Here is a 20266-nt window from a genome sequence, read left to right on the forward strand (position 1 = left end):
ATGGAAATGAGATACTCCTAATCAATTGAATATGAAAAGGGCTTTCCATATATCTCGGAAAGCCCTTTTGATTTTTTCAGATGATGTTTGCACAATGGATGCTCATCCGAGTTTAACACTCGCCGCTTCGCCTTCACGTCTTTCCCATCAACAAAACTTCTTCGCCACCAACGACAATCCCAGCTCTTCTGCCGGAACGGGACGGCTGAAATAATAGCCTTGTCCTTCGTCGCAGTTTTCCTGGATCAAATAGGCCAGCTGCTCTTCATCCTCGATGCCTTCTGCAATTACACTCATGTTCAGTTGATGGGCCAGGGAAATAATCGTGGAAGTGATTGCTTTCCCTTTCAGCCCTGTAGTGATGTCCGACACGAAACTGCGGTCGATTTTAACCCGGTCAAACGAGTATTGCTGCAAGTAATTGAGGGACGTGAAACCGGTGCCGAAATCATCGATCGAGATAGATACACCCAACTTCTTTAAATCCACCAAGTTTTGTTTCAGGATCTTCGTATCTTCCATCAAGATGCTTTCGGTCACTTCAAGTTCGAGCCATTTGGCATCGAGTCCTGTTTCATCCAGCGCATCTTTGACGGTTTGGACAAAGCCGGGATGCTGCAATTGGATGGTTGAGGTATTGACGCAGATTTCAAAAGGCGGATAGCCCTTTTCCTGCCATTCTTTGATTTGCGCACAAGCGGTATGCAAAACCCATTTCCCGATGGGCACAATCTGCCCCGTTTCTTCTGAAATCGGAATAAAATCATCAGGCGACACGCGGCCAAGCATTGGATGATTCCAACGGATCAATGCTTCCACTGCACTCAGCTCTCCCGTTTTCAGGTTCGTGATGGGCTGATAATGCAGCTCAAGTTCTTGGTTCCGGATCGCTTCCTTCAAGTCCTTTTCAAGGATCAGCTTGTATGACGTCTTTTGATCCAGTTCATCTGAGTAGACCGTGTGATTGTTTTTGCCATACTTTTTCGTGAAATACATCGCCGCGTCTGCCTTCCTGATCAACTCTTCCACTGTCTCTTCTGCGCCGCCGCTGAATGCGATGCCGATGCTGCAGGAAATCGACAGAGAATGGTCCAAGACGATAAACGGCTGGGATATCACCTCGTTGAGTTTTGCCGCTAAAAGGCGCACCTCTTCTTCTGTCGCATGCGGCAATAGGATAGCGAATTCATCTCCTGCCGCCCTCGCCACTGTATCCGCTTCACCTACTATTGCTTCCAAACGCTGTGCAACGGCTTTCAAGAACTCATCACCCCGATTGTGTCCCAATGAGTCGTTGATGAATTTGAAGCGATCCAATCCGAGAAACAGGACAGCCAGCTTATGGTCATGGAACTGCGAAATCTGAAAGACTTGCCTTAAGCGGTCTTCGAACAGCTTACGGTTTGGCAGTTTGGTCAAGGAATCAAAGTAAATCAGTTCTTGCATCAAATTTGTGTTTTCATTGCGTTCGGTAATATCAACACCTACGCCATAAACCCCGATGATTTCACCATTATGCTTCATCGGAAAATTGGAAATCTCCACAGCTCTTCGCTGTCCGTCTTTTCGCGTAATGAAGATTTCATATGTAACGGTTCCCCCAAGCGCTGCTTTCTCAAAATGATAGAGGGTGGTCGGCAAATCTTCCGGCACGACAAGCGGCATGAAAGCCATTTCGAACAGCTCTAAAGCAGAATACCCTGTTATCCGTTCACAGGCCGGATTAGCATCGATAAAATTGCCTTCCAGATCAAACGTGTACACAGCGTCCGGGTTATTATCAAACAACGACTTGAACCGTTCCTGATTTTCCTTCAACTGTGCTGTCGCCTGAACTTCTGCCGTCACATCAACGATGGCCCCTACTAAAAACGTTTCACCATTGCGGACCATCTTTTTCCCATATACTTCGACGACAATCATTTCCTTGCTTTTTTTGAAGAACCGGATGCGGTATTGATCGTGCTTGTTTTGATCCTCAAGCCTTCTGATCAAACGTTCCTTCATGACACCGATATCGTCTGGATGCACCAAGTCCGTAAAAGCAATCTGGCCATTAAGGATTTCTTCTTCAGCATATCCGAGGAGTTCACAAAACTGCTTATTGACGAACGAGTAGGAATTCTCCTTCAAGACATACATGCTCACGGGTGCGTTTTGCACGGTGACTTCGAACATCTCCTGGTAAAATTCTTTATCCATCGGTGCATTAACCTCGATCAAATTCAAGAAAAACTTATTAGCGATTTGCTTCATGTAAAGCAACTCCTTTCAATTCAAAATCCCCGTCTAATCGTACGAGTCGATAAAGGGGCGAGCCTTCACCAAATGCATTTGTACAAATTGCATGCATGAACTTCAACATCGAAGATATTGATCCATTCACTGAGACAATAAAAAACGAGAAGATTTCGTTTTGACAAGTTTTTAATTTTTTCGTCGTCTATGTACACGACGGTGTCGTCTCTTCTTATTAAATCTCGTTTCTCCGTATAGAGGGCAGGATTTCTTAACCGGCTGGATCCGTTTTTTGAAATTTCAAAAGTGGAATAATCATATATGGAGCATTCCATGGAATTGAATTCCCAAGAAAGGATTAAAATCAAATCGTATTGTTTTAGAAAGTGAATCGTCTCTTCATTGGATTCGAGCGCAAGCTCCACTGTTCTTCCGACAATGTTCTGAAGTTCCAACATATCGTGCTCACTTAATGATGGTTTCCTTTTGAATATAAACATAAGCTGCTTCCTCCCAGAGCATTCATTTTTTTTTTAAAACAGCGTTATTTTAATTGCATTAATTAACTTTCTATATCACGAAAAGTAAAATACTCCTATTTATCTCTTACAGGTATTATCGGCTATTTTTGCATAATTATAAATAGGCATAAGTAACTTTTCATATAAATTGTGTCTTAAAGTGAGGCGATACAGCGAATAAAGCTTTTTACAAAAATAAATAGAAAGTATAATATACATGTACTCTTTATTTATTCGGAACTGAGAATAACAAAAAAACCTTTTCCGGCCAATTAAGAAGCCGAAAAAGGTTTTATTTATTTGTACCTTCAGAAGAAAATAATAGAAGGATATATAGCGAATTAAATTGACTTAAGCTTATTTACCCCTTCATGCATCATTTATTCTTTTCTGGCACGGACCTCTTATTGTATTTATAAATACTTTCGGTAATTCCCTCTCAAAAACACAGTATCAATCTGGCTCGAATACACTTCCGTATTCAAGATTCGTTTGCTGATCAAGCGGTTTGCGATAATCTCCGCTTCCCGAAAATCCAAACTTACCGCATCGGCGATTTTCTGCGTTTCGATAATTGCCGGCTCGTCGGGATTGGAGCCCGCTGCTTTGGCTTTGCGGCTTTCTGCCACTACGAATCTTAAAATCTCCGCTTCCTGTTCCGTTATCTTGCCGGCAGACACGAAGTTCTCGATAAAGTCGCGCTGGTTGACGATGTCTTTCAGCACTTTCGCCGCTTTGAATTGAGGCGCTTTGGATGAAGCGATGGTAATTTCTTCGCCGGTTTGCGGGTTGCGGCCTTTTCGCTCACCCTTTGAAGTGACTTGGAACGCGCCGAAGTCGTTGATTTTCACTTCTTCGCCTTTTGCTAGCGCTGCCGTGAGCACTGACAGGATTTCGTTTAACGCTTTCTCGGATTGGTCTTTAGGTAATTGGCTTTTATGTGAAATAACTCCAATCAGTTCTTTTTTGTTCATGTGGTATTTCCTCCAGTGCAAATGGCTATGCCATTCTTAGTCTTATCCTTTATTATACCGTTTTTGTGGCTCGTATATTTCAAGAAAAGCAAAAGCCATCCCCGAAATCGATTGATTTCCATGAGGATGGCCAGTTGACTATGCGGTTGAAGGAGAATTTATTCTTTTACTGACCTACTCCCTCGTTATTCGACAACCGTCTCTTTCCCACTTTCCAGAACGAGCGCTTCGCCGTTGTGGAGGATTTCAAGCCGGTCGCCTTGCAGGATGGTGTAGCTGGCAGTTTCGCGGTCTTTGCGGATTTTCAGCAGGCGGCCTTGGTATTGCAGCCGGAACTCGTAGGAATTCCATTCGGCTGGCAGCGCAGGCGCGAACGACAAGCCGCTTTCTTTCAGCCGCAATCCGGCAAAGCCGTAGACGATGCCGAGCCACGTGCCGCCCATATTCGCCATGTGCAGGCCGTCTTTTGTGTTGCCGTGCGTATTTTCCAAGTCCAGGCGCGCGGTTTCATTGAAATAAGCATAGGCTTTGTCGTGATAGCCTAGTTTGGACGCCATGATGCTGTGGACGCACGAAGACAGCGACGAATCGTGTGTGGTGATCGCTTCGTAATAATCATAGGAATTTTTCATCGTGTCGAAATCCTGCTCGTCTTCCAACAGGAAATGCGCAAGCACGGTGTCGGCCTGTTTCAACACCTGGTAGCGGTACAAGGTCAACGGATGATAGTTCAACAGCAGCGGGAATTTTTCAGCTGGCGTGTTTTTCAGATCCCAGCGGTCCTTTTTCAGGAAGCTGTCGTCCTGCGCATTGATTTGGAGCGTCTCATCGTACGGCAAGTACATGGTGTCGCCTGCTCTCTGCCAGCCAGTCACTTCCGTTTCCGACAGCTCCAGCGCTCCAGTGAGCTGCTGCAGCCGCTCGCTGTCCTCTTCTTTCAGGAGGTTAAAGACTTTGGCTGCCCACAGCAAATTGTGTTTCGCCATGACGTTCGTGTAATAATTATTGTTGACGATGCACGTGTATTCATCGGGGCCGGTGACGCTGTCAATGCGGAATTCGCCGTTTTGCATATGCCCCGTGTCCGCCCACAGACGCGCCGTTTCGAACAGCACTTCTGCCATATAATCTTTCAGGAACGCTTCGTCTTTTGTCGCCAAATAATATTGGATATAGCTGTAGGCGATGTCCGCGCTGATGTGGTATTGCGCCGTGCCGGCAGGGAAAAATGCCGAACTTTCCGGACCGGTGATCGTGCGCCACGGGAACAATGCGCCTTTTTCATGGCCCATTTCTTTTGCCCGCTGCCGCGCGCTGTCCAGAATCGAATAGCGGTGCAGCAGCAAATTTTTGGCGATGGCCGGATTGGTCATCAGGAACACCGGGAAGATGTAGATTTCCGTATCCCAGAAATAATGCCCTTCGTAGCCTTCGCCGGACAGGCCTTTCGCGGCGATATTGCTCGCCGGATCTTTGCCCACCGATTGCAGGAGCTGGTACAAGTTGAAGCGGATGCCTTCCTGAACGTTTTCATCGCCCTCGATCGCAATGTCCGAGATGGCCCAGTAATTGTCCAGATAGGATTTCTGCTCAGTCAGCAACTCATCAAACGGCTTGCTTTGCACAAGTTCCAAGGTCTCCAGCGCTTTGCCGGTGACGTCGTCGCCGTGGCGCAGCGTATCCGTATAAACGGCGTATTTGGTGAACCCTACCGGCGCGTTGCCTGCACAGACGAACGTTTCTTCGATACTTACGTCCGTCACATGGCTGCTGTATTCACAGCCTTCTGACTGGACCACCGCTGCAGATACACAAGCCACTTCCAGTTCAGTTTGGTAGGTCGTGTCTTTGACGATGCTGACCCGCCCTTCCTGGCGTACGTCTGTGACGTGGAGGCGCTTCGTGTGGCCTGACGCGAGGCGCGGATCTTCTTTATCGACGTAGTTGGAGACGTCGCCGTTGAGTGTGGAAACAATCTTCACTTCTGCGATCGGCGTAATCGGCTCCACTTTCACATCGATCGCAAACAATTCTCTTGTTACGAACGACACCAGGCGCCTAAAATGGATTTTCACTTCTTTGCCTTGCGGTGAGATCCAGTGGACGATGCGTTCAGCAAAGCCCGCGTCCATGTGTAGCTTGCGTTCGCAGAAAACCACTTCTCCTTCAAATACAGAAAACCGTTCCCCGTCCAAGTAGATCTCGACGCTTTGCGCATCGATGACGTTCAGCACTTTTTGCTGCGTTGCCGGAAAGCCGTACAATTTCTCTCCGTAGGTGATTTCTGTTTCATCATGGAACGCATTGATATACGCTCCCCGGATCGATTTGAATCCTTCGGTATAGCCTTCTTCAAAATTTCCTCTGACGCCCAAATAGCCATTGCCCAAAGACAGCAGGCTTTCGTTCACCAAAAGATTCGGATTATCGAGTTCAAACTTCGTTAATGTCCAGGTCATGCTTCCACTCCTTTACAAGCCGGCTTTTTTCTTCTCAAACTGCCGGATCACTTCTTCAAACACCAAGTCAGAAGTGTCCGCCACCAAATAATCTGCGTGCGATAAATGATTTTCATCGCCGACGCCTACTGAAAACATGCCGGCCCGGTTGACCGCTTCGACGCCCGCACTGGCGTCTTCGATGCCGATGCAGTCCCGGTAGTCGATCCCGAGTGCATCTGCCGCAGCAGTGAATGTCTCCGGGTCCGGTTTTCCTTTTTCTACTTTTCCTGCGTCTACTATGTAATCGAAATAACCGGCAAGGCCCAATTTCTCCAAAATGGCCGGCGCATTTTTGCTGGCCGAGCCCAATGCAATCTTGGCATCGGTTTTTTTATTGGCATCCAAGAAAGCCACCATACCCGGGAGGATATGGGCAGGTGTGATTTCTTCGATGAGCGTCAAATAGTACTCGTTTTTTTGCGTCGCCAGTTTCAGCTTTTCCGCGTTTGACAGCGCGCCGATCGAAGGATCCAGCGCCAAAATGCGGTCCAAGGAATCCATGCGGTTAATGCCTTTCAACTGCTCGTTAAATGCGCGGTCAAATGAAATACCCAGCCCTTCAGCCAGTTTTTGCCACGCCAAAAAATGAAATTCAGCGGTATCAGTCAGGATGCCGTCCAAATCGTAGATAAAAAGCTTCGGTTTATGTGTCATGTAATCTCCCTCTTTTCTTTTTCCGCTGCGGGTTCCGCCGGCAAAAGTTGCACGCTATCCCGCTCCATCAATTCATGCGGGACCCAAATATGCTGCCGTTCCAATTTGCCGTCGATGATGTCTTGCAGCAAACGGGCGGATAATTTTCCGATTTCCACGAAATTCTGCCGGATTGTCGTAAGCGGCGGTTGTGTATAGCGGCTCAGCACAAGGTCGTCAAACCCCGTGACCGAGATGTCTTCCGGAATCCTCAGGCCGGCTTCTTTCACGGCCTTCATGACCCCGAACGCCATCAAATCGCTGAAACACAGAAAAGCAGTCGGCTGTTTTTCCTGCAAATACGCTTTCGCCAGCTCATACGCCTTTTCTTCCGAAAAAGAAGCTTCCAACACGTCGACATGGCTAAGGTTCATGCCATATTGATCGAGTGCTTTCGCCAAGCCTTTCATGCGTTCTGAATTGACGTAGGTTTGCCGCGTCCCCGCCATGACCGCCAGCTTGCGGTGATGGCGTTCCAGCAAATAGACAGCCATTTCATTTGTCGCCTGGGCGTTGTCGATGGATACACTGCCAATCAGCCCATTTTCCGTTTCGGCCATGATATCGAGCACGACGCACGGCAGGCTGGAGCCGATCAGCTCTTTGTAATATTGGTCGTCTGTCCGGATGCCCTGTAAAATCGCGCCGCCGATGTTTCGTTCGCGGCAATAGCTGATGTAGCTTTGGTGTTTTTGCTGCTGGGAATCGGTCAGGTAAATCGACAACTCAAAGCGGCTGGTTGAAATTTCCTGGTAAACGCCTTTGAATATATTGAACGCATTACTGTCATTTTCGTTGTCATTGAGCACGCCGGAAGAAATCAGCCCAATCGTTGTGTGTTTTTTGGACGATAAATTTTTGGCATTGAGATTCGGTGAATAATGCAATTCCTGCGCGATTGCAAAAACGCGCTGCCGTGTCTCTTCTTTGACATCGGCATAATTATTGAACGCTTTGGAAACGACGCTGACGGATACCCCCGCTTTTTTGGCAACATCTTTTATTGTGGACATTCGCTGTTTCACTTCCTACATGAATTTATGGAGGCACAACGCCGTTTCAGCTAGCCGTTTTGGCTGCCTGTTTGTTTTTGACACGCAGCGTAAAGCTGTAGAATGCCGAGAACGACAGAAACGCGCTCAAAGAACCGGTCAATAGCGGCAAAAGCAATAAGAGCTTCGTAACGCTGACCCAAATGAGCACGCCATTGCTGAGCAGGATGAACAAACCCAGCAGCGGGCTGCCGGTTGACACGAAAAATGCATTCATCACGCGTTCCATGCCGCTCATGCGGTAATGGACGCTGATGGACAAGAAGTTAACGGTGTAAACAAACAATGCCAGTCCCGTAATCAGAAACAACAAATCGAGGGCACCGCTCCCCGATCGGAGATAAAAAAATCCGAAGTACCAAATCAGCCAAACGGCCGCAAACGGCACCCCCATTTTCACGCTTTCTTTGTAATTCGCCTTTAAATGGGAAACGAACATCTTCACTGAAGAAGTGTCGTTATCAAGCAGCCAATCCCGCGCGGACGCAAAGACAGCGGCCGTCGCCGGAAAAAACAAAAGAGGCGTAAACAACAGGACAGCAGCGCCAAACAGCACAATTCCAGCTGCGTTGCTGATGTCGATGACCATAAACGCAGTGAATAATGGGATGCCCATTAAAAACCACAAGAAATTGACGACCGCCATCTTCAAAAACCATTCGCTCGCTGTATAAAGTACGCCCAAAAGCCCGTTCGTCTCCTGCATGTTTCCGCCTCCTAATGAAAAAGGGCTTATTTAACAGCCCCTTCTCCAATTCCTTTGATGATGTATTTCTGAGCAAGCATATAGAAAATAACAACCGGAATAATCGTTAAGGTCAAGCCGGCCATGGCCAAGTTCCATTCAATCGTAAATTCTCCGAAAAAGTAGAAGACAGACAACGGAATCGTCCGCAGCCCTTTGTCGACCAGTGTCAATGACGGCAATAAGAAGTCATTCCAGATCAGGATGACATTCAAAATCATGACGGTCGCCGTAATCGGTGTCAGAATCGGGAAAATGATCCGCCAGAACACGCCGAATTTTGAAGCCCCGTCAATCGTTGCCGCTTCTTCAAGCGAAATCGGGATTGATTTGATAAAGCCGTGGTAAAGAAAAACGGAAAGAGCTGCGTTGAAGCCGATGTTCATGAAAACCAGGCCGCCAAGCGTATTGTACAGCGGAATGCCGAAATCTCTTGTAATTCCTGTAACCAGCTGCATAAGCGGCATCATCAGGGTCTGGAACGGTATCAGCATCGTGGCAATAAGGGTCATGAAAATGAGGGTGCTGATGCGGTTGCCGGATCTGGCAAGCATCCATGCCGTCATCGATGACAAGATGACAATGAACACCACTGAAACAACCGTGACAAACATCGAATTGATAAACGCGTTGATGAAATCCATCTGTTCCATCGCTTCCGTGTAATACTGGAAACTGAATTGTTCAGGAAGGGCTAACGCACTTTCGTACAATTCCTGCCGCGTCTTGAACGAGTTGACGATAATGATGTAGATGGGAGACAAAAAGATCAAAGCAACCAGCGTCAGTAAGATCTCTTTCGACCATTTGCTTAGTATGCGCATTACATTTCAACCTCCCGCTTCTTCGTTAGGTAAACTTGGGTCAATGTAACGGCTGAGATAATTACGAAGAACAGGATGGCTTTTGCTTGTCCGTATCCGTAATTTCCGTAGCCAAAGATTTCATTGTAAATATTCATTGCAAAAAGCTCTGTAGCATTCGCCGGCCCCCCGCCCGTCAATGATAAATTGACGTCGTAGATCTTGAAGCCATACGATAGGGTAAGAAACAACGAAATGGTAAATGCAGGCATCAGCAACGGGAAGGTGATCCGCGTCAAGCGCTGCCAAGGGCTTGCACCGTCAACTTTTGACGCTTCGATCAGTTCACCAGGCACCCCTTGGATTCCTGCGATATAGACGATCATAACGTAGCCTGCCATCTGCCATGTAAAGACGAATACCAAGGCAAACAAGGCGAAATTCTCATTGACCAGCCAATTGAAAAAGATGTGCTCGAGCCCGGTCACTTCGCCGATAAAGGTAAAGACGTCCAAAAATACAAACTGCCAGATATAGCCTAAAATCAGGCCGCCGATCAAGTATGGCATGAAAAACATGGTCCGTGCCAGATTTGCCAATTTAAGCTTCGAGGTGACAAGCAACGCAAACGCGAGCCCCACTATATTCACCGTAAGAACGGACAACACGGTAAACAGCACCGTCAGCCAGGTCGATTTCATGAACCGCCCATCCGTGAACAAGGCCAGGAAATTATCCATGCCGACGAACACTTTCGGGTTGGCATTAATCCCATCCCATTCAAAAAACGCATAATAGATTCCGATTAGAAACGGAATGACGACAATGATTGTAAAAATAATGAGCAGCGGTAACGTAAATAACAGATACCAGCCGATATTCTTCTTGTTTGCCACGTCCATCCCCCTCTTTCCGTTGGTTAAAGGTCTTTTCGTTGAGAAAAAGCAGAACACGCCTGCAAAGGCGTGCTCTCTTTATTTATAGGCCATCGTTCGTACACTTATTTTACAGCGTTCTGCCAAGCTGCATCCAAATTGCCGATAAATTCTTCGCCTGTCATGTCTGGATTCGCAAAGAATTCTTCAGCAGCTGGTGCAAAATCATTTGGTACCAGGTTTGCCGGGTAGTAGTTATGCGACCATGGAATGGTATTGCCGCTGTTTGAAGCTTCAAATACTGCTTGGGACAATGGATCTAAATCATTGGCTTCGATATTCGTCATCGCCGGGATGAATCCGAACTCTTCTACGATGATTTTCTTGCCAGTTTCGCTTGTGTGCAACCAGTCAAGGAAATCAACAGCTGCTTCGATTTCTTCCGGTTCTTTTTCAGAGTTGACTGCCCAGTTGCTGCCGACGCCTACTGCCTGCTTCGTGTTTCCTTCAAGCGGGAATGGAGCCATGCCGACTTCAAAATCCACTTCGAAATCTGAAAGCAAGCTAGATGCCCAGTTGCCTTGGTGGATCATGGCTGTTTTACCAGCTGCAAAATCACCGACTTGCTGGTCATAAGCAACACCCAATGGGCTTGCTGTGTTTTCTCTGATCGATTCCATGAATTCGCCGAAACGCAGGAATTCTTCTGTTTCTGCCATTGTTACATCTCCGCTAGTCAAGCCGTCCATGAATGCTTCTGGATCTTCTTGAAGCGAGAACGGATAGTTGCTGATATGGCCGATCAGGAAATAATCTTCTGATGATAAGCCTAAGCCATTGATATCTTCTGCCTTGAATTTCTCCAATGTGCTGGTGAATGATTCAAAGTCTTTGATGTCTTCCGGTTTAACCAAATCTTTGTTGTAGACAAGTCCGAATCCTTCTACGCCGTACGGAATGCCAACTACTTTGCCATCAAGCTCCAACGCCATGTTCGGTGCGATATTGCTGACGAATTCTTCGTCGCTTAAGTCATGTACATACGATTTCAAGCTTTCAGCTACAGTAGAGTTCTGCAAACTCATGATTGAAGGTCCCGTTCCGTTATTCAAACGGATTTGCAATTGCTGAAGATAGTCATCTCCGGTCGTTCCGATAACTTCCACTTCTACGCCAGTTTCTTCCGTATAAGTTTCTGCCGCTGCTTCAAGCTGATCGGAAATTTCCACCTTTGTCTGGAAAATCGTGATCTTCTCGCCGCCGCCTTCTCCTCCGCCTTCAGTTGCTTCTTCGCCGCCGCTGCATGCAGCCAGGCCTGTCATCATCGCAGCAAAAGCTACGCCAGTCATGAACTTCTTGTTAAACACCATGTGTAATGCCCCCTTTGAATTGGTTGTTATATAGTAAATAAAATGATTAGATCATTTTATTACTGCCTTGATTATCGTGAATCGATCGCTATCCCGTTGCCGATCGGCACTTCGATCACGCCGTGCACATTGTAGATCTGCCCGCCTGCCTCAAATGTCGCCTTTCCACCGTGTGCGGTGACTTTGAGTGAGTTTCGGGTGATTTCGAGTGTTAATGCCGTACCCTGCCAGCAAATTGCAAACTGCATCCGGCGCCAGTGTTTCGGCAGCCTTGGATTAATCTGCAGCATCTTTTCCGAGAACCGGACACCGCCAAAGCCGAACACCGCCGATGTCCAAATCCCGCCGATTGCCGCTGCATGGATTCCGTCATCCGAAGTGTCCATTTTTTCACCGAGGTCGATGTCACACGCTTGCTGGAACAAGGAGTATGCCGTATCGGCTTCTCCGAGGTCGTTCGCGACAACGGCATGCACCGCCAGGCTCAGCGAAGAATCGTGCAAGGTCCGCGGCTCGTAATACCGGTAGTTCGCCAGCTTCGACGCATTCGACAAGCGGACGTCTTCGCGAAGGAATGTCTGCTCCAGCAAGTAGAACATCAATACCGTATCCGCTTGCTTCGTCACTTGGATGCCGTTGATCCCTTGTGAATTGAAGTCCCGGTAAATCGTTCTCACTTTTGCTTGGTTTTTGTATTTCGAGAGGTCGATTTCCGGAAGCTGCAAATACGTATCGTCTTGCGGAATGACCAAGTCCGTTTCGCGCGGCTCGGGCAAATACAGACTTTCTGCTTTGTTTTTCCAGTCCTGACGGGCATCTCCCAAACCGAATGTTTGGAGGAGCTGCGGATTCCGGACGGAAAGCTCTTCAGCGTAGCGTTCCGCAAGCTTCAAATTGAAATACGCCATGTAATTTGTGAAAGCATTATTGCTCACATGCTCTTTGTACTCGTCTGGGCCAATGATGTTGCGGATTTCATAGCGGTTCCCCTCCGCGTTCCATTCCAGCCGGCTAGACCAGAAGTTCGCGGTTTCGAACACCATTTCGTAGCCGCAGCGTTCCATGAATTCGAGGTCGCCTGTCACGTTCTCGTATTGATACACTGCAAAAGCGATGTCCGCCGAAATATGCTGTTCGATAAAACCCGACCAGATTTTCGACTGCGCTCCTGTCACGATATCAATATCTCCCCACACCGGCGTCGTCTCGCCATCTTCCGGCCACGCCATTTCCCAGGGATACATCGCTCCGGCATAGCCATTGTCGATCGCTTTCCTGCGGGCTCCTGCGAGGCCGTGATACCGGTAGGTGAGCAAGGACCTTGCCGCTGCAGGATTGGAATAAATGAAGAACGGCAAGACGAAAATCTCCAAATCCCAGAACGTATGGCCTTTATAGCCTTCTCCGCTCATCGCTTTCGCTCCGACGCCCAAATGCTCTTGGGCGGGAGGCGGCTGCATCACCGTCAAATGATACAGTGAAAACCGGAGCGCCAAAAGATCATACGCATGATCGCTTTCCACTTCCAAGTTGTACTTGTCCCAGACCTTTTCCTGCCATGCCTCGCAATGCTGACGGAACAGCGCGTCGTATCCTTTTTCTGCATGCTGCTGCAATTCAAGAAGTGACCCTTCGCGCAAGGACTGGAAATTTTCCGGCTCCTGTGAGTCAATGCTGTCCCGGCTCGTATGCACCGTGGCCAATTTTTCCATTGTCAGTTTGTCATTCGGCTCAAGTTGGAAATCATACGCCATCCACACTTTCCGGCGCCCCATGTCCTTGTCTGCAGCCGGCGTAATCGCCACGCCATTTAAGCTGAAATTATGTACGGCATTGAACACCATCTCCACACCCGATTCGCTGGTCTTCTGATCCAGTTGAATAAAGCGATCTTCCAGTATTCTCCGTTCGCCTTCAAGAAAATGCTGCGCCCCTGAATTGGTCATCCGTCCATTGATGCCGCTGGTAAAAGAAATGGCCACTGAATCGTTCAGGCTTTCCACTTCGACCTTCATCGCAATCACATGCAAGTCGGCGAGCGATACGAAACGGCTAAATTGAAACCGGAGCTTTTTGCCTTTCGGCGATTCCCATACAAACGAGCGCGTCAGTTCGGCTGTTTTTAAATTGAGCCCCTTGATGTATTCAGTTGTTTTTCCCAGTTCCAGGCTGAAGCATTCGCCGTCGACCCGGATGTCCAACTGGGTGACGTCCGCTGCATTTGGCAGCTCGGTCACTTCATTTTCCTGTGATTTATTGAACGTTCCATTGATGAACAAATTTCTCTTTTCTCGTATGTACGGTTCTTCTGCTGCGGAACGCAAGCCCATATAGCCATTCCCGAGCATCATAACGGCTTCGCTCTTACCCAGCGAATCGACTGAGAAGGCTGTATCTGCCACAATCCAGTCTTTCAAATCACCGGTTCCAGTCGAGTAATCCATCATTGCGGCTGCCTCCTTTCGCTTTTACGAAAACGTTTTAGTTTTTTCGGAAAAAAATATTCAAGCTGCTTTTTGAGAAACATTTCCAGCTTCTCTTCAAACACGCTTGCCTTTTAAAATAAATGAATTTCTGGCATATTTATGGAAAGTGCTTTCATTCTTTCATTATAGAGTCTCAAATTTGAATAGTCAAGAAAATCAAATAGGTAAAACAAAAAGCAGAATTCCACAACGGCTAGCGTCGAAAGAATTCTGCTTATTCATTTTCCGGATTTACTTCACGGCTTATAGACATTGCCATCGCGGATTTCTTTTTCCCACTCTTCTGCCTCTTGCCCTTCGACAGGGCCTGACAGCAAGGGATCTTCCGTTTCTATCATCCATTGCTCGACTTCCCCCCGCAGCTCTTGCAAAATCCGTTGGTGTTCGCTGCTTTTCGCGAGATTGGTTTGCTCTTGTGGATCCGCATCCAAGTCATACAATTCTTCTTTTGCATTGGGAACATAATATCCTTTTCTGACCGCTTGCCCGGATAAGCTTTCATGAATATCGAATGGCAGATACACTTTCGGGCCATCTTCAAAGTTTCTAATGTATTTGTATTTGGCAGTCCGCACGCCTCGCATCGGATGATATCGGTCATGCCACGTCAGCTCGCAGAAAAAATGCGACCGTTCCGTGTAGCTTTCCTCGTTGATCAACGGCAGAAAGCTCTTCCCGTCAATGCCAGCCGGAATCTCTCCACCCGCAAATTCCAGCAGAGTCGGCATCAAATCTATGTTGCACAAGAGCGCGTTTTGCCTGATTCCTTTTCGCTCCATCCCCTTCGGCAACTTCATGATCAAAGCCGTTTCCAGCCCCGCATCCGTCAGCGTCCCTTTGGCTCGTGGAAAAGCAATGCCGTGATCCGTCGTATAAATCAAAAGGGTGTTGTCATCCAGTTGGGTTTTTTCCAGCACTTTTCTGATCCTGCCGAGCGCACGGTCCAGTTCTTTTACAGATCCTTGAAAGCGTGCGATATCTTCCCGTACTTTTTTTGTGTCAGGCAAGTAAGGCGGAACTTCCACTTCATCAATAGGATCTGGCTCAAAATTATCAAAAGGGCGATGGGTTTCTTCAAATCCGACTGACGCATAAAAAGGAGACCCATCGCCGGCTGCCACTCGTTCGAGTAAAAATTTCTCCACTCGATCCGTTACTTTTTCTGCCGCATTTCCTGGGACTTTCACGACATGGTCATAGCCCAGTTTTTCCCCTTCGTAAATACCGTCTATCGATTCATGGAAAAAACCGAAGAGCCACGTGCCGTATCCCGCTCTTTTCATCTCGGAAGGAAGGGTTTTGACTCCGCTTTTCATGGTATGGCCTAAATGCGTCAAGCCGATGAGCCCATGGTTATGCCCGTATTGTCCGGTTAAGATACTGGCACGGCTTGGGCTGCATTGCGGCTGTGTGCAAAAGTAATTGTCAAACTGGATTCCTTCTTCCGCCATTCTGTTGAGTTCCGGCGTCTCTACTTTGCGCCCGTAGCTTCCTAAATGCCTGCCTGTATCATGCGAGATGACCAATAAGATATTCGGTTTTTCCATTCGTGAAATGCCTCCTTCTTTTTGCTATACACTCACTGCACACCTGAAACCGATGTTGCCAGCTGAACTATCACTCGTATTCGAAGAACGCGCCGCTACACGGTGCCTGTTGCAATAAGATTCGTGGCATAAGTAAGAGCCGCCCCGCATCGCCTTGGCTTCGGCCGGCCCTGAGGCATCTTGCATTCGGCTGCCAACTGAATTTTGAATTTCTGAAAAGGAGTTTGAACACCATTCCCAAACATTTCCCGACATGTTAAAGAAACCGAATCCATTGGGCGGAAAAGAACGAGCGGGCGCTGTCCCGCTATAGCCGTCTGCAGCCGTATTCAAAGAAGGAAACTCCCCTTGCCAAATATTGCAGAGGGGTTCGTTATCCGGATTCAGCTCATCTCCCCATGGATACCTTTTTTGTTCCAGCCCGCCGCGTGCCGCATATTCCCATTCCGCTTCATTCGGAAGCCGCTTGCCTGCCCAGTTGCAATAGGCATTTGCATCCGTCCATGAAACATGGACGACAGGGTGATCCATACGGTTTTCAATACTGGTTCCTGGCCCTTCCGGTTGAAACCAGTAAGCTCTTTCCACTGCGCACCACCACGGTGTACCGGCCACTCGCCTGGCAGCCGCTCTTATTTCCGGGGCAATAAACTGATCAAAGACAAACGACCAGCCAAAATTTTGGGCTTCTGTTTGATAATCGGTTTCTTTTATAAACTGCATGAATTCTTGATTTGTCACAGCATAGCTGTCCAGATAAAACGGCTCCACCTGCTGTTTTCGTACAGGACCTTCAAGGTCTGCCGGATGCCCTTCCACGCTGTTCGTGCCCATCAAAAAATTTCCGCCGTTGATGAAAATCATTTTTTCTTTGAAACGGATTTTTTCACTGTTCTTTTCAGGAAATCCATTTTTAGGTTCGCCTTTATTTTCTTGTGCTTGGCGCGGTCTGCTTGCTGAACAACAAGGTTTTCCCGTCGTGTCCATGCGTTCTTCCCCCTTCCGATTCCATTGTCAGTGAAGTTGAATTGTATGATGCAGGAATCCCATTTGAAAGTCAATTTTCGATAGATGCAGTAATACGTTTGGAGCTGGAAAGTCTAAGATCCTTCTCCCATGCAATCCACTTAAAAAGGCTGCCACTCCGTTTTCATGCAGAAGTGGCAGCCTTTTTCAGCTGTTCATTAAAATTTACAGATTAAAGTGCCTTAACAAGCCCGCCATCAACCAATAACGTCTGTCCCGTTACGTAAGTGTTGGCGCCGGAACACAGGAAGACCGCTTGTTTGGCGAATTCATCAGGGCGTCCATACCGGCCCATCGGAATGCTTTTTTCGGTTTCGCTTTTCAGGTCTTCGTAGTTCTGTCCCAGTTTGTCAGCCCGCATGTGGTCCAGCTCGGCTAAGCGGTCCGTGGCAATTCTTCCCGGGCCTAGCGTATTGATGAGGATATTGTCTTTGCTGAATTCCTGGGACAAGCCTTTCGCCAAACCGACGATGCCTGCGCGGAATGTGTTTGACAATAACAGGTTATCCAGACTTTGTTTGATGGAAGAAGACGCGAAGTTGAGGATGTGGCCGCCCCCTTGCTTACGCATAAACGGCAATACTTCCCGGATTGCACGAATAAAGCTGAGCAGGTTAAGTTCGTAAGCTTTTTGCCATTGCTCATCGGTGAACTGGTCGAATCCGCCGGCTGGCGGGCCGCCGGCATTATTGATCAACACATCGACGCCTCCGTTTGTTTCAGCCGCAAACGCTACGAGGTTTTTGATGTCTTCCACTTTTGTTACGTCGCATACTTGATAGGAAACATTCGCGTGGCCGGTTTTTTCTTTGATTTCGGCAACGGTTTTCTTTAATTCTTCTTCATTTCGGCTGCCGATTACGACGTTGGCACCTTCCCTTGCAAACTCCAAAGCGGTTGCTTTGCCAAGCCCTTTGCTTCCTGCCATGACGATTACCGACTTATCCTTTAATCCTAAATCCACTAGAATTCCTCCTCTTTCCTGATTAGCTATTTTTGAAAAACTTCCTGATTGATCTCTCACTCAATTCTCATTTTCTGATTTTTTTTGCAGTCTGGAATCAAAATATAGCAACACGTTGCCTAAGGCCTGCATTCCTTTGGCAACGTGCTCATACGCTGACCATTCCTCGGCACAATGGCTCTTGCCATCTTTGCTCGGTATGAAAATCATTCCCACAGGAGCCACTTTGGAAATGTGGGTGCCATCGTGCCCTGCACCGCTTGGGAGTTTCATTGTGCTCCCGATTTGCTGGCAGCTTTCTTCAATGCCAATCATTACTTCTAAATCCATATAAATAGCTTCAGCATTGGATAACTGCTCAAACGTAATACCGATCTTCCTCTTTTCTGTCACACGGTCTACTTCTGCCTTAAACTTTTCCATCATTTCATTCAAAACGTTTAAATCAAGCGAACGGATTTCGAAATCAAAAGTTACTCGGCCAGGTACGATATTGGCTCCATTTGGTTCATTGAATAAGCGGCCGACCGTTCCAACTACTTGTTCGCTGTATTTGATTTGAGCAATTTCTTCGATAGCTAAAACTAATTCTGCTGCAGCAGCTAAGGCATCTTTTCGCATTGACATAGGCGTGGTACCTGCATGATTAGCCATACCTTCCACTTGTACTCGGAAGCGCTGAATTCCGACAATTCCCGTAACCACCCCGAGCTCTTTGTCACATTGCTCCAAGACCGGGCCTTGTTCAATATGCAATTCCAAGTACAAAGCTATTTCTCCAGCTTGGCGTGCATCTGGCAATATGTCATCAGGACGGCCTCCTATTGATTCAATAGCTTCTTTTAATGTTTTTCCTTCGCCATTTACTCGATTTAAATCAGTTTCTGTTAAATTCCCAACCATTCCTCGGCTTCCGATGGTCGAGATGCCAAATTCACTTGCTTCTTCAGCCGTAAAATCTACGACAAGCAATGTATGCTCTAAATGCAGGTTTTTTTCTTTCAGTTGACGAGCAATTTCAATTCCAGCAACAACACCAATAATGCCATCAAAACGACCTCCGCCAATGACTGAATCCGTATGCGAACCAAGCATGATAGGAGGCAAAAGATTATTTTCCCCTTCAAGCTTCCCAATTAAATTGGACGCCGCATCAATATACACCTCAAGACCGGCCGCCTCCATTTCACGAGTCAGCCATTCCCGACTTTCTTGCTGCCATTTCGTAAAAGGCCTTCTCGTATATCCAGGAGCTTGTTTATCAACTATCTGCGCAAGATCTTCAATATTTTGTTTTATTCGTCCAATAGTAGGTTCAAAAAATTTTTTTCTCATTTTACACCTCACTGATGTTAGCTGTTTTTTCAGCTTTCAGATCCACACACGGGTTGGCCAGCGGCGCCAAGCCTTTAATGCGGCATTCTACTCTATCACCGTCCTGGATTTGGACCGCTCCTGGAGTTCCAGTGGAGATGATGTCGCCCGGCAGCAACGTCATCACTTTGGAATGAAACGATACCAGAAATTCCGGACTGAACGTCATATGGTCGATTGTGTTTTTTCGGTGGACCGTTCCGTTAATGACCGTTGCGACTTCCAACGCATGCAGATCGCCGATTTCGTCTTTTGTCACGAATTGCGGACCGAAGCTGAAAAACGTATCAAAGCTTTTTGCACGAGTCAGGTAGCGCGGATTTTTCTGCAGGATATCTTCTGCCGTCATGTCGATGATTGTCGTGTACCCTGCTATGTACCCCGCTACGTCTTCTTCTTCAACATCGCGGCACGCTTTGCCGATGATGACGCCGAGTTCCGCTTCCGCCGTTGTCCGCTCTGACTGAAACGGAATTTTGATAGTGTCTCCTGGGCCGATGATCGACGTATCCGGTTTCATGAAGCTCGCCGGTTCAGTGTTCGGCGCTTTTTCACCCAAGTCTGACGCATGGTCAACGTAGTTGAGGCCGATGCCCCAAATCTTGCGCGGGCGCCTGTACAGCGGGCCATACGCCAGGCTTTCCGCATCGGCTATAGGAAGTTCTCCGTTTTCAATTGCGGCTTTGCCGGTTTCGTTGAACCAGTGTGTCAGCCCATCGAGCCTTCCGGATTCGATCAGCCCGAAAATATCCGTTTCCCAATTTTCATTATAGGTATTATTGACAGCGGCAACCGTGGCGGCTCTGCCACCGCTGATGATTGCGGCCTGTTCTTCTTGTCCGTTTTGAATCATTGCCAATCGCATCTTCAATCTCCTCCTTCTTGATTACAAGGTGGTGCCCATATGGCTTGTGGATTGCATTGCGCAGTCTAAGGTTTTCTTCTGTCCCATTATACAGTTTTTAGGCGCTCCATCTTCCGAATTGGCTACATTCGTTTAAATAATGCAAAAACTCCAATCTATCTACCATGATTTCGCTTCAAAAACAGCAACCAAAAAGCCAGAGCTCATGTAAAACTGGACTCTGGCTGAAGAA

Annotated in this window: 15 protein-coding genes; all 15 read right to left on the minus strand. The window is 47.5% G+C overall.

Translation table 11 applies throughout. The annotated features are described in order from the left end of the window. Positions 1-147: 147 nt before the first annotated feature. Positions 148-2256, minus strand: a complete 2109-nt coding sequence (locus AC4EHB_RS09660; protein ID WP_490981320.1) for a sensor domain-containing protein — start codon at positions 2254-2256, stop codon at positions 148-150. A gap of 916 nt (positions 2257-3172) precedes the next feature. Continuing rightward, a complete protein-coding gene (locus tag AC4EHB_RS09665; RefSeq protein ID WP_490981321.1) occupies positions 3173-3733 on the minus strand; it encodes an HU family DNA-binding protein in 561 nt (186 codons plus the stop codon). Between the two features lie 185 nt (positions 3734-3918). Then, positions 3919-6192 carry a glycoside hydrolase family 65 protein gene (locus tag AC4EHB_RS09670; RefSeq protein WP_490981322.1) on the minus strand — a complete coding sequence of 758 codons (2274 nt, stop codon included), beginning with the start codon at positions 6190-6192 and terminating at the stop codon, positions 3919-3921. Between the two features lie 12 nt (positions 6193-6204). Further along, the gene (gene pgmB / locus AC4EHB_RS09675) at positions 6205-6888 is read right to left on the minus strand and encodes a beta-phosphoglucomutase (RefSeq protein ID WP_490981323.1); all 684 of its coding nucleotides are present in this window, start codon (positions 6886-6888) and stop codon (positions 6205-6207) included. Further along, positions 6885-7940, minus strand: coding sequence for a LacI family DNA-binding transcriptional regulator (locus AC4EHB_RS09680; protein WP_490981324.1), 1056 nt, complete (start codon positions 7938-7940; stop codon positions 6885-6887). Before AC4EHB_RS09680 ends, pgmB begins: the two co-directional genes overlap by 4 nt. A gap of 46 nt (positions 7941-7986) precedes the next feature. Continuing rightward, positions 7987-8685, minus strand: coding sequence for a YesL family protein (locus AC4EHB_RS09685; protein WP_490981325.1), 699 nt, complete (start codon positions 8683-8685; stop codon positions 7987-7989). 26 nt (positions 8686-8711) lie between these two features. Next, a complete protein-coding gene (locus tag AC4EHB_RS09690; RefSeq protein WP_490981326.1) occupies positions 8712-9548 on the minus strand; it encodes a carbohydrate ABC transporter permease in 837 nt (278 codons plus the stop codon). Beyond that, a complete protein-coding gene (locus AC4EHB_RS09695; protein WP_490975343.1) occupies positions 9548-10429 on the minus strand; it encodes a carbohydrate ABC transporter permease in 882 nt (293 codons plus the stop codon). The genes AC4EHB_RS09690 and AC4EHB_RS09695 overlap by 1 nt, the downstream gene beginning before the upstream one ends. 98 nt (positions 10430-10527) lie before the next feature. Further along, positions 10528-11772 carry a sugar ABC transporter substrate-binding protein gene (locus AC4EHB_RS09700; RefSeq protein ID WP_490975344.1) on the minus strand — a complete coding sequence of 415 codons (1245 nt, stop codon included), beginning with the start codon at positions 11770-11772 and terminating at the stop codon, positions 10528-10530. A 71-nt stretch (positions 11773-11843) separates the two neighbouring features. Continuing rightward, positions 11844-14219, minus strand: coding sequence for a glycoside hydrolase family 65 protein (locus tag AC4EHB_RS09705; RefSeq protein WP_490981327.1), 2376 nt, complete (start codon positions 14217-14219; stop codon positions 11844-11846). Positions 14220-14494: 275 nt separating this feature from the next. Continuing rightward, on the minus strand, positions 14495-15805 hold the full coding sequence (locus tag AC4EHB_RS09710; RefSeq protein WP_490981328.1) for a sulfatase family protein: 1311 nt from the start codon (positions 15803-15805) through the stop codon (positions 14495-14497). 24 nt (positions 15806-15829) lie between these two features. Continuing rightward, positions 15830-16792: a formylglycine-generating enzyme family protein gene (locus AC4EHB_RS09715; RefSeq protein WP_490981329.1), complete on the minus strand. Its 963-nt coding sequence runs from the start codon at positions 16790-16792 to the stop codon at positions 15830-15832. Between the two features lie 211 nt (positions 16793-17003). Further along, positions 17004-17795 (minus strand): SDR family oxidoreductase, encoded by a 792-nt coding sequence (locus AC4EHB_RS09720; RefSeq protein ID WP_490981330.1) that lies wholly within the window; start codon positions 17793-17795, stop codon positions 17004-17006. A 60-nt stretch (positions 17796-17855) separates the two neighbouring features. Then, positions 17856-19130: an N-carbamyl-l-glutamate amidohydrolase ErtE gene (gene ertE, locus AC4EHB_RS09725; protein ID WP_490981331.1), complete on the minus strand. Its 1275-nt coding sequence runs from the start codon at positions 19128-19130 to the stop codon at positions 17856-17858. A 1-nt stretch (position 19131) separates the two neighbouring features. After that, the gene (locus AC4EHB_RS09730) at positions 19132-20034 is read right to left on the minus strand and encodes a fumarylacetoacetate hydrolase family protein (protein WP_490981332.1); all 903 of its coding nucleotides are present in this window, start codon (positions 20032-20034) and stop codon (positions 19132-19134) included. Between the last annotated feature and the right edge of the window lie 232 nt (positions 20035-20266).

Source organism: Planococcus sp. TJ-302 (assembly GCF_058268455.1).

What these genes read in the sequence shown, in the direction of transcription:
- AC4EHB_RS09660 (WP_490981320.1), bottom strand. Translation starts at nt 2,256, where the DNA reads ATGAAGCAAATCGCTAATAAGTTTTTCTTGAATTTGATCGAGGTTAAT.
- AC4EHB_RS09665 (WP_490981321.1), bottom strand. Translation starts at nt 3,733, where the DNA reads ATGAACAAAAAAGAACTGATTGGAGTTATTTCACATAAAAGCCAATTA.
- AC4EHB_RS09670 (WP_490981322.1), bottom strand. Translation starts at nt 6,192, where the DNA reads ATGACCTGGACATTAACGAAGTTTGAACTCGATAATCCGAATCTTTTG.
- pgmB (WP_490981323.1), bottom strand. Translation starts at nt 6,888, where the DNA reads ATGACACATAAACCGAAGCTTTTTATCTACGATTTGGACGGCATCCTG.
- AC4EHB_RS09680 (WP_490981324.1), bottom strand. Translation starts at nt 7,940, where the DNA reads ATGTCCACAATAAAAGATGTTGCCAAAAAAGCGGGGGTATCCGTCAGC.
- AC4EHB_RS09685 (WP_490981325.1), bottom strand. Translation starts at nt 8,685, where the DNA reads ATGCAGGAGACGAACGGGCTTTTGGGCGTACTTTATACAGCGAGCGAA.
- AC4EHB_RS09690 (WP_490981326.1), bottom strand. Translation starts at nt 9,548, where the DNA reads ATGCGCATACTAAGCAAATGGTCGAAAGAGATCTTACTGACGCTGGTT.
- AC4EHB_RS09695 (WP_490975343.1), bottom strand. Translation starts at nt 10,429, where the DNA reads ATGGACGTGGCAAACAAGAAGAATATCGGCTGGTATCTGTTATTTACG.
- AC4EHB_RS09700 (WP_490975344.1), bottom strand. Translation starts at nt 11,772, where the DNA reads ATGGTGTTTAACAAGAAGTTCATGACTGGCGTAGCTTTTGCTGCGATG.
- AC4EHB_RS09705 (WP_490981327.1), bottom strand. Translation starts at nt 14,219, where the DNA reads ATGATGGATTACTCGACTGGAACCGGTGATTTGAAAGACTGGATTGTG.
- AC4EHB_RS09710 (WP_490981328.1), bottom strand. Translation starts at nt 15,805, where the DNA reads ATGGAAAAACCGAATATCTTATTGGTCATCTCGCATGATACAGGCAGG.
- AC4EHB_RS09715 (WP_490981329.1), bottom strand. Translation starts at nt 16,792, where the DNA reads ATGGACACGACGGGAAAACCTTGTTGTTCAGCAAGCAGACCGCGCCAA.
- ertE (WP_490981331.1), bottom strand. Translation starts at nt 19,130, where the DNA reads ATGAGAAAAAAATTTTTTGAACCTACTATTGGACGAATAAAACAAAAT.
- AC4EHB_RS09730 (WP_490981332.1), bottom strand. Translation starts at nt 20,034, where the DNA reads ATGCGATTGGCAATGATTCAAAACGGACAAGAAGAACAGGCCGCAATC.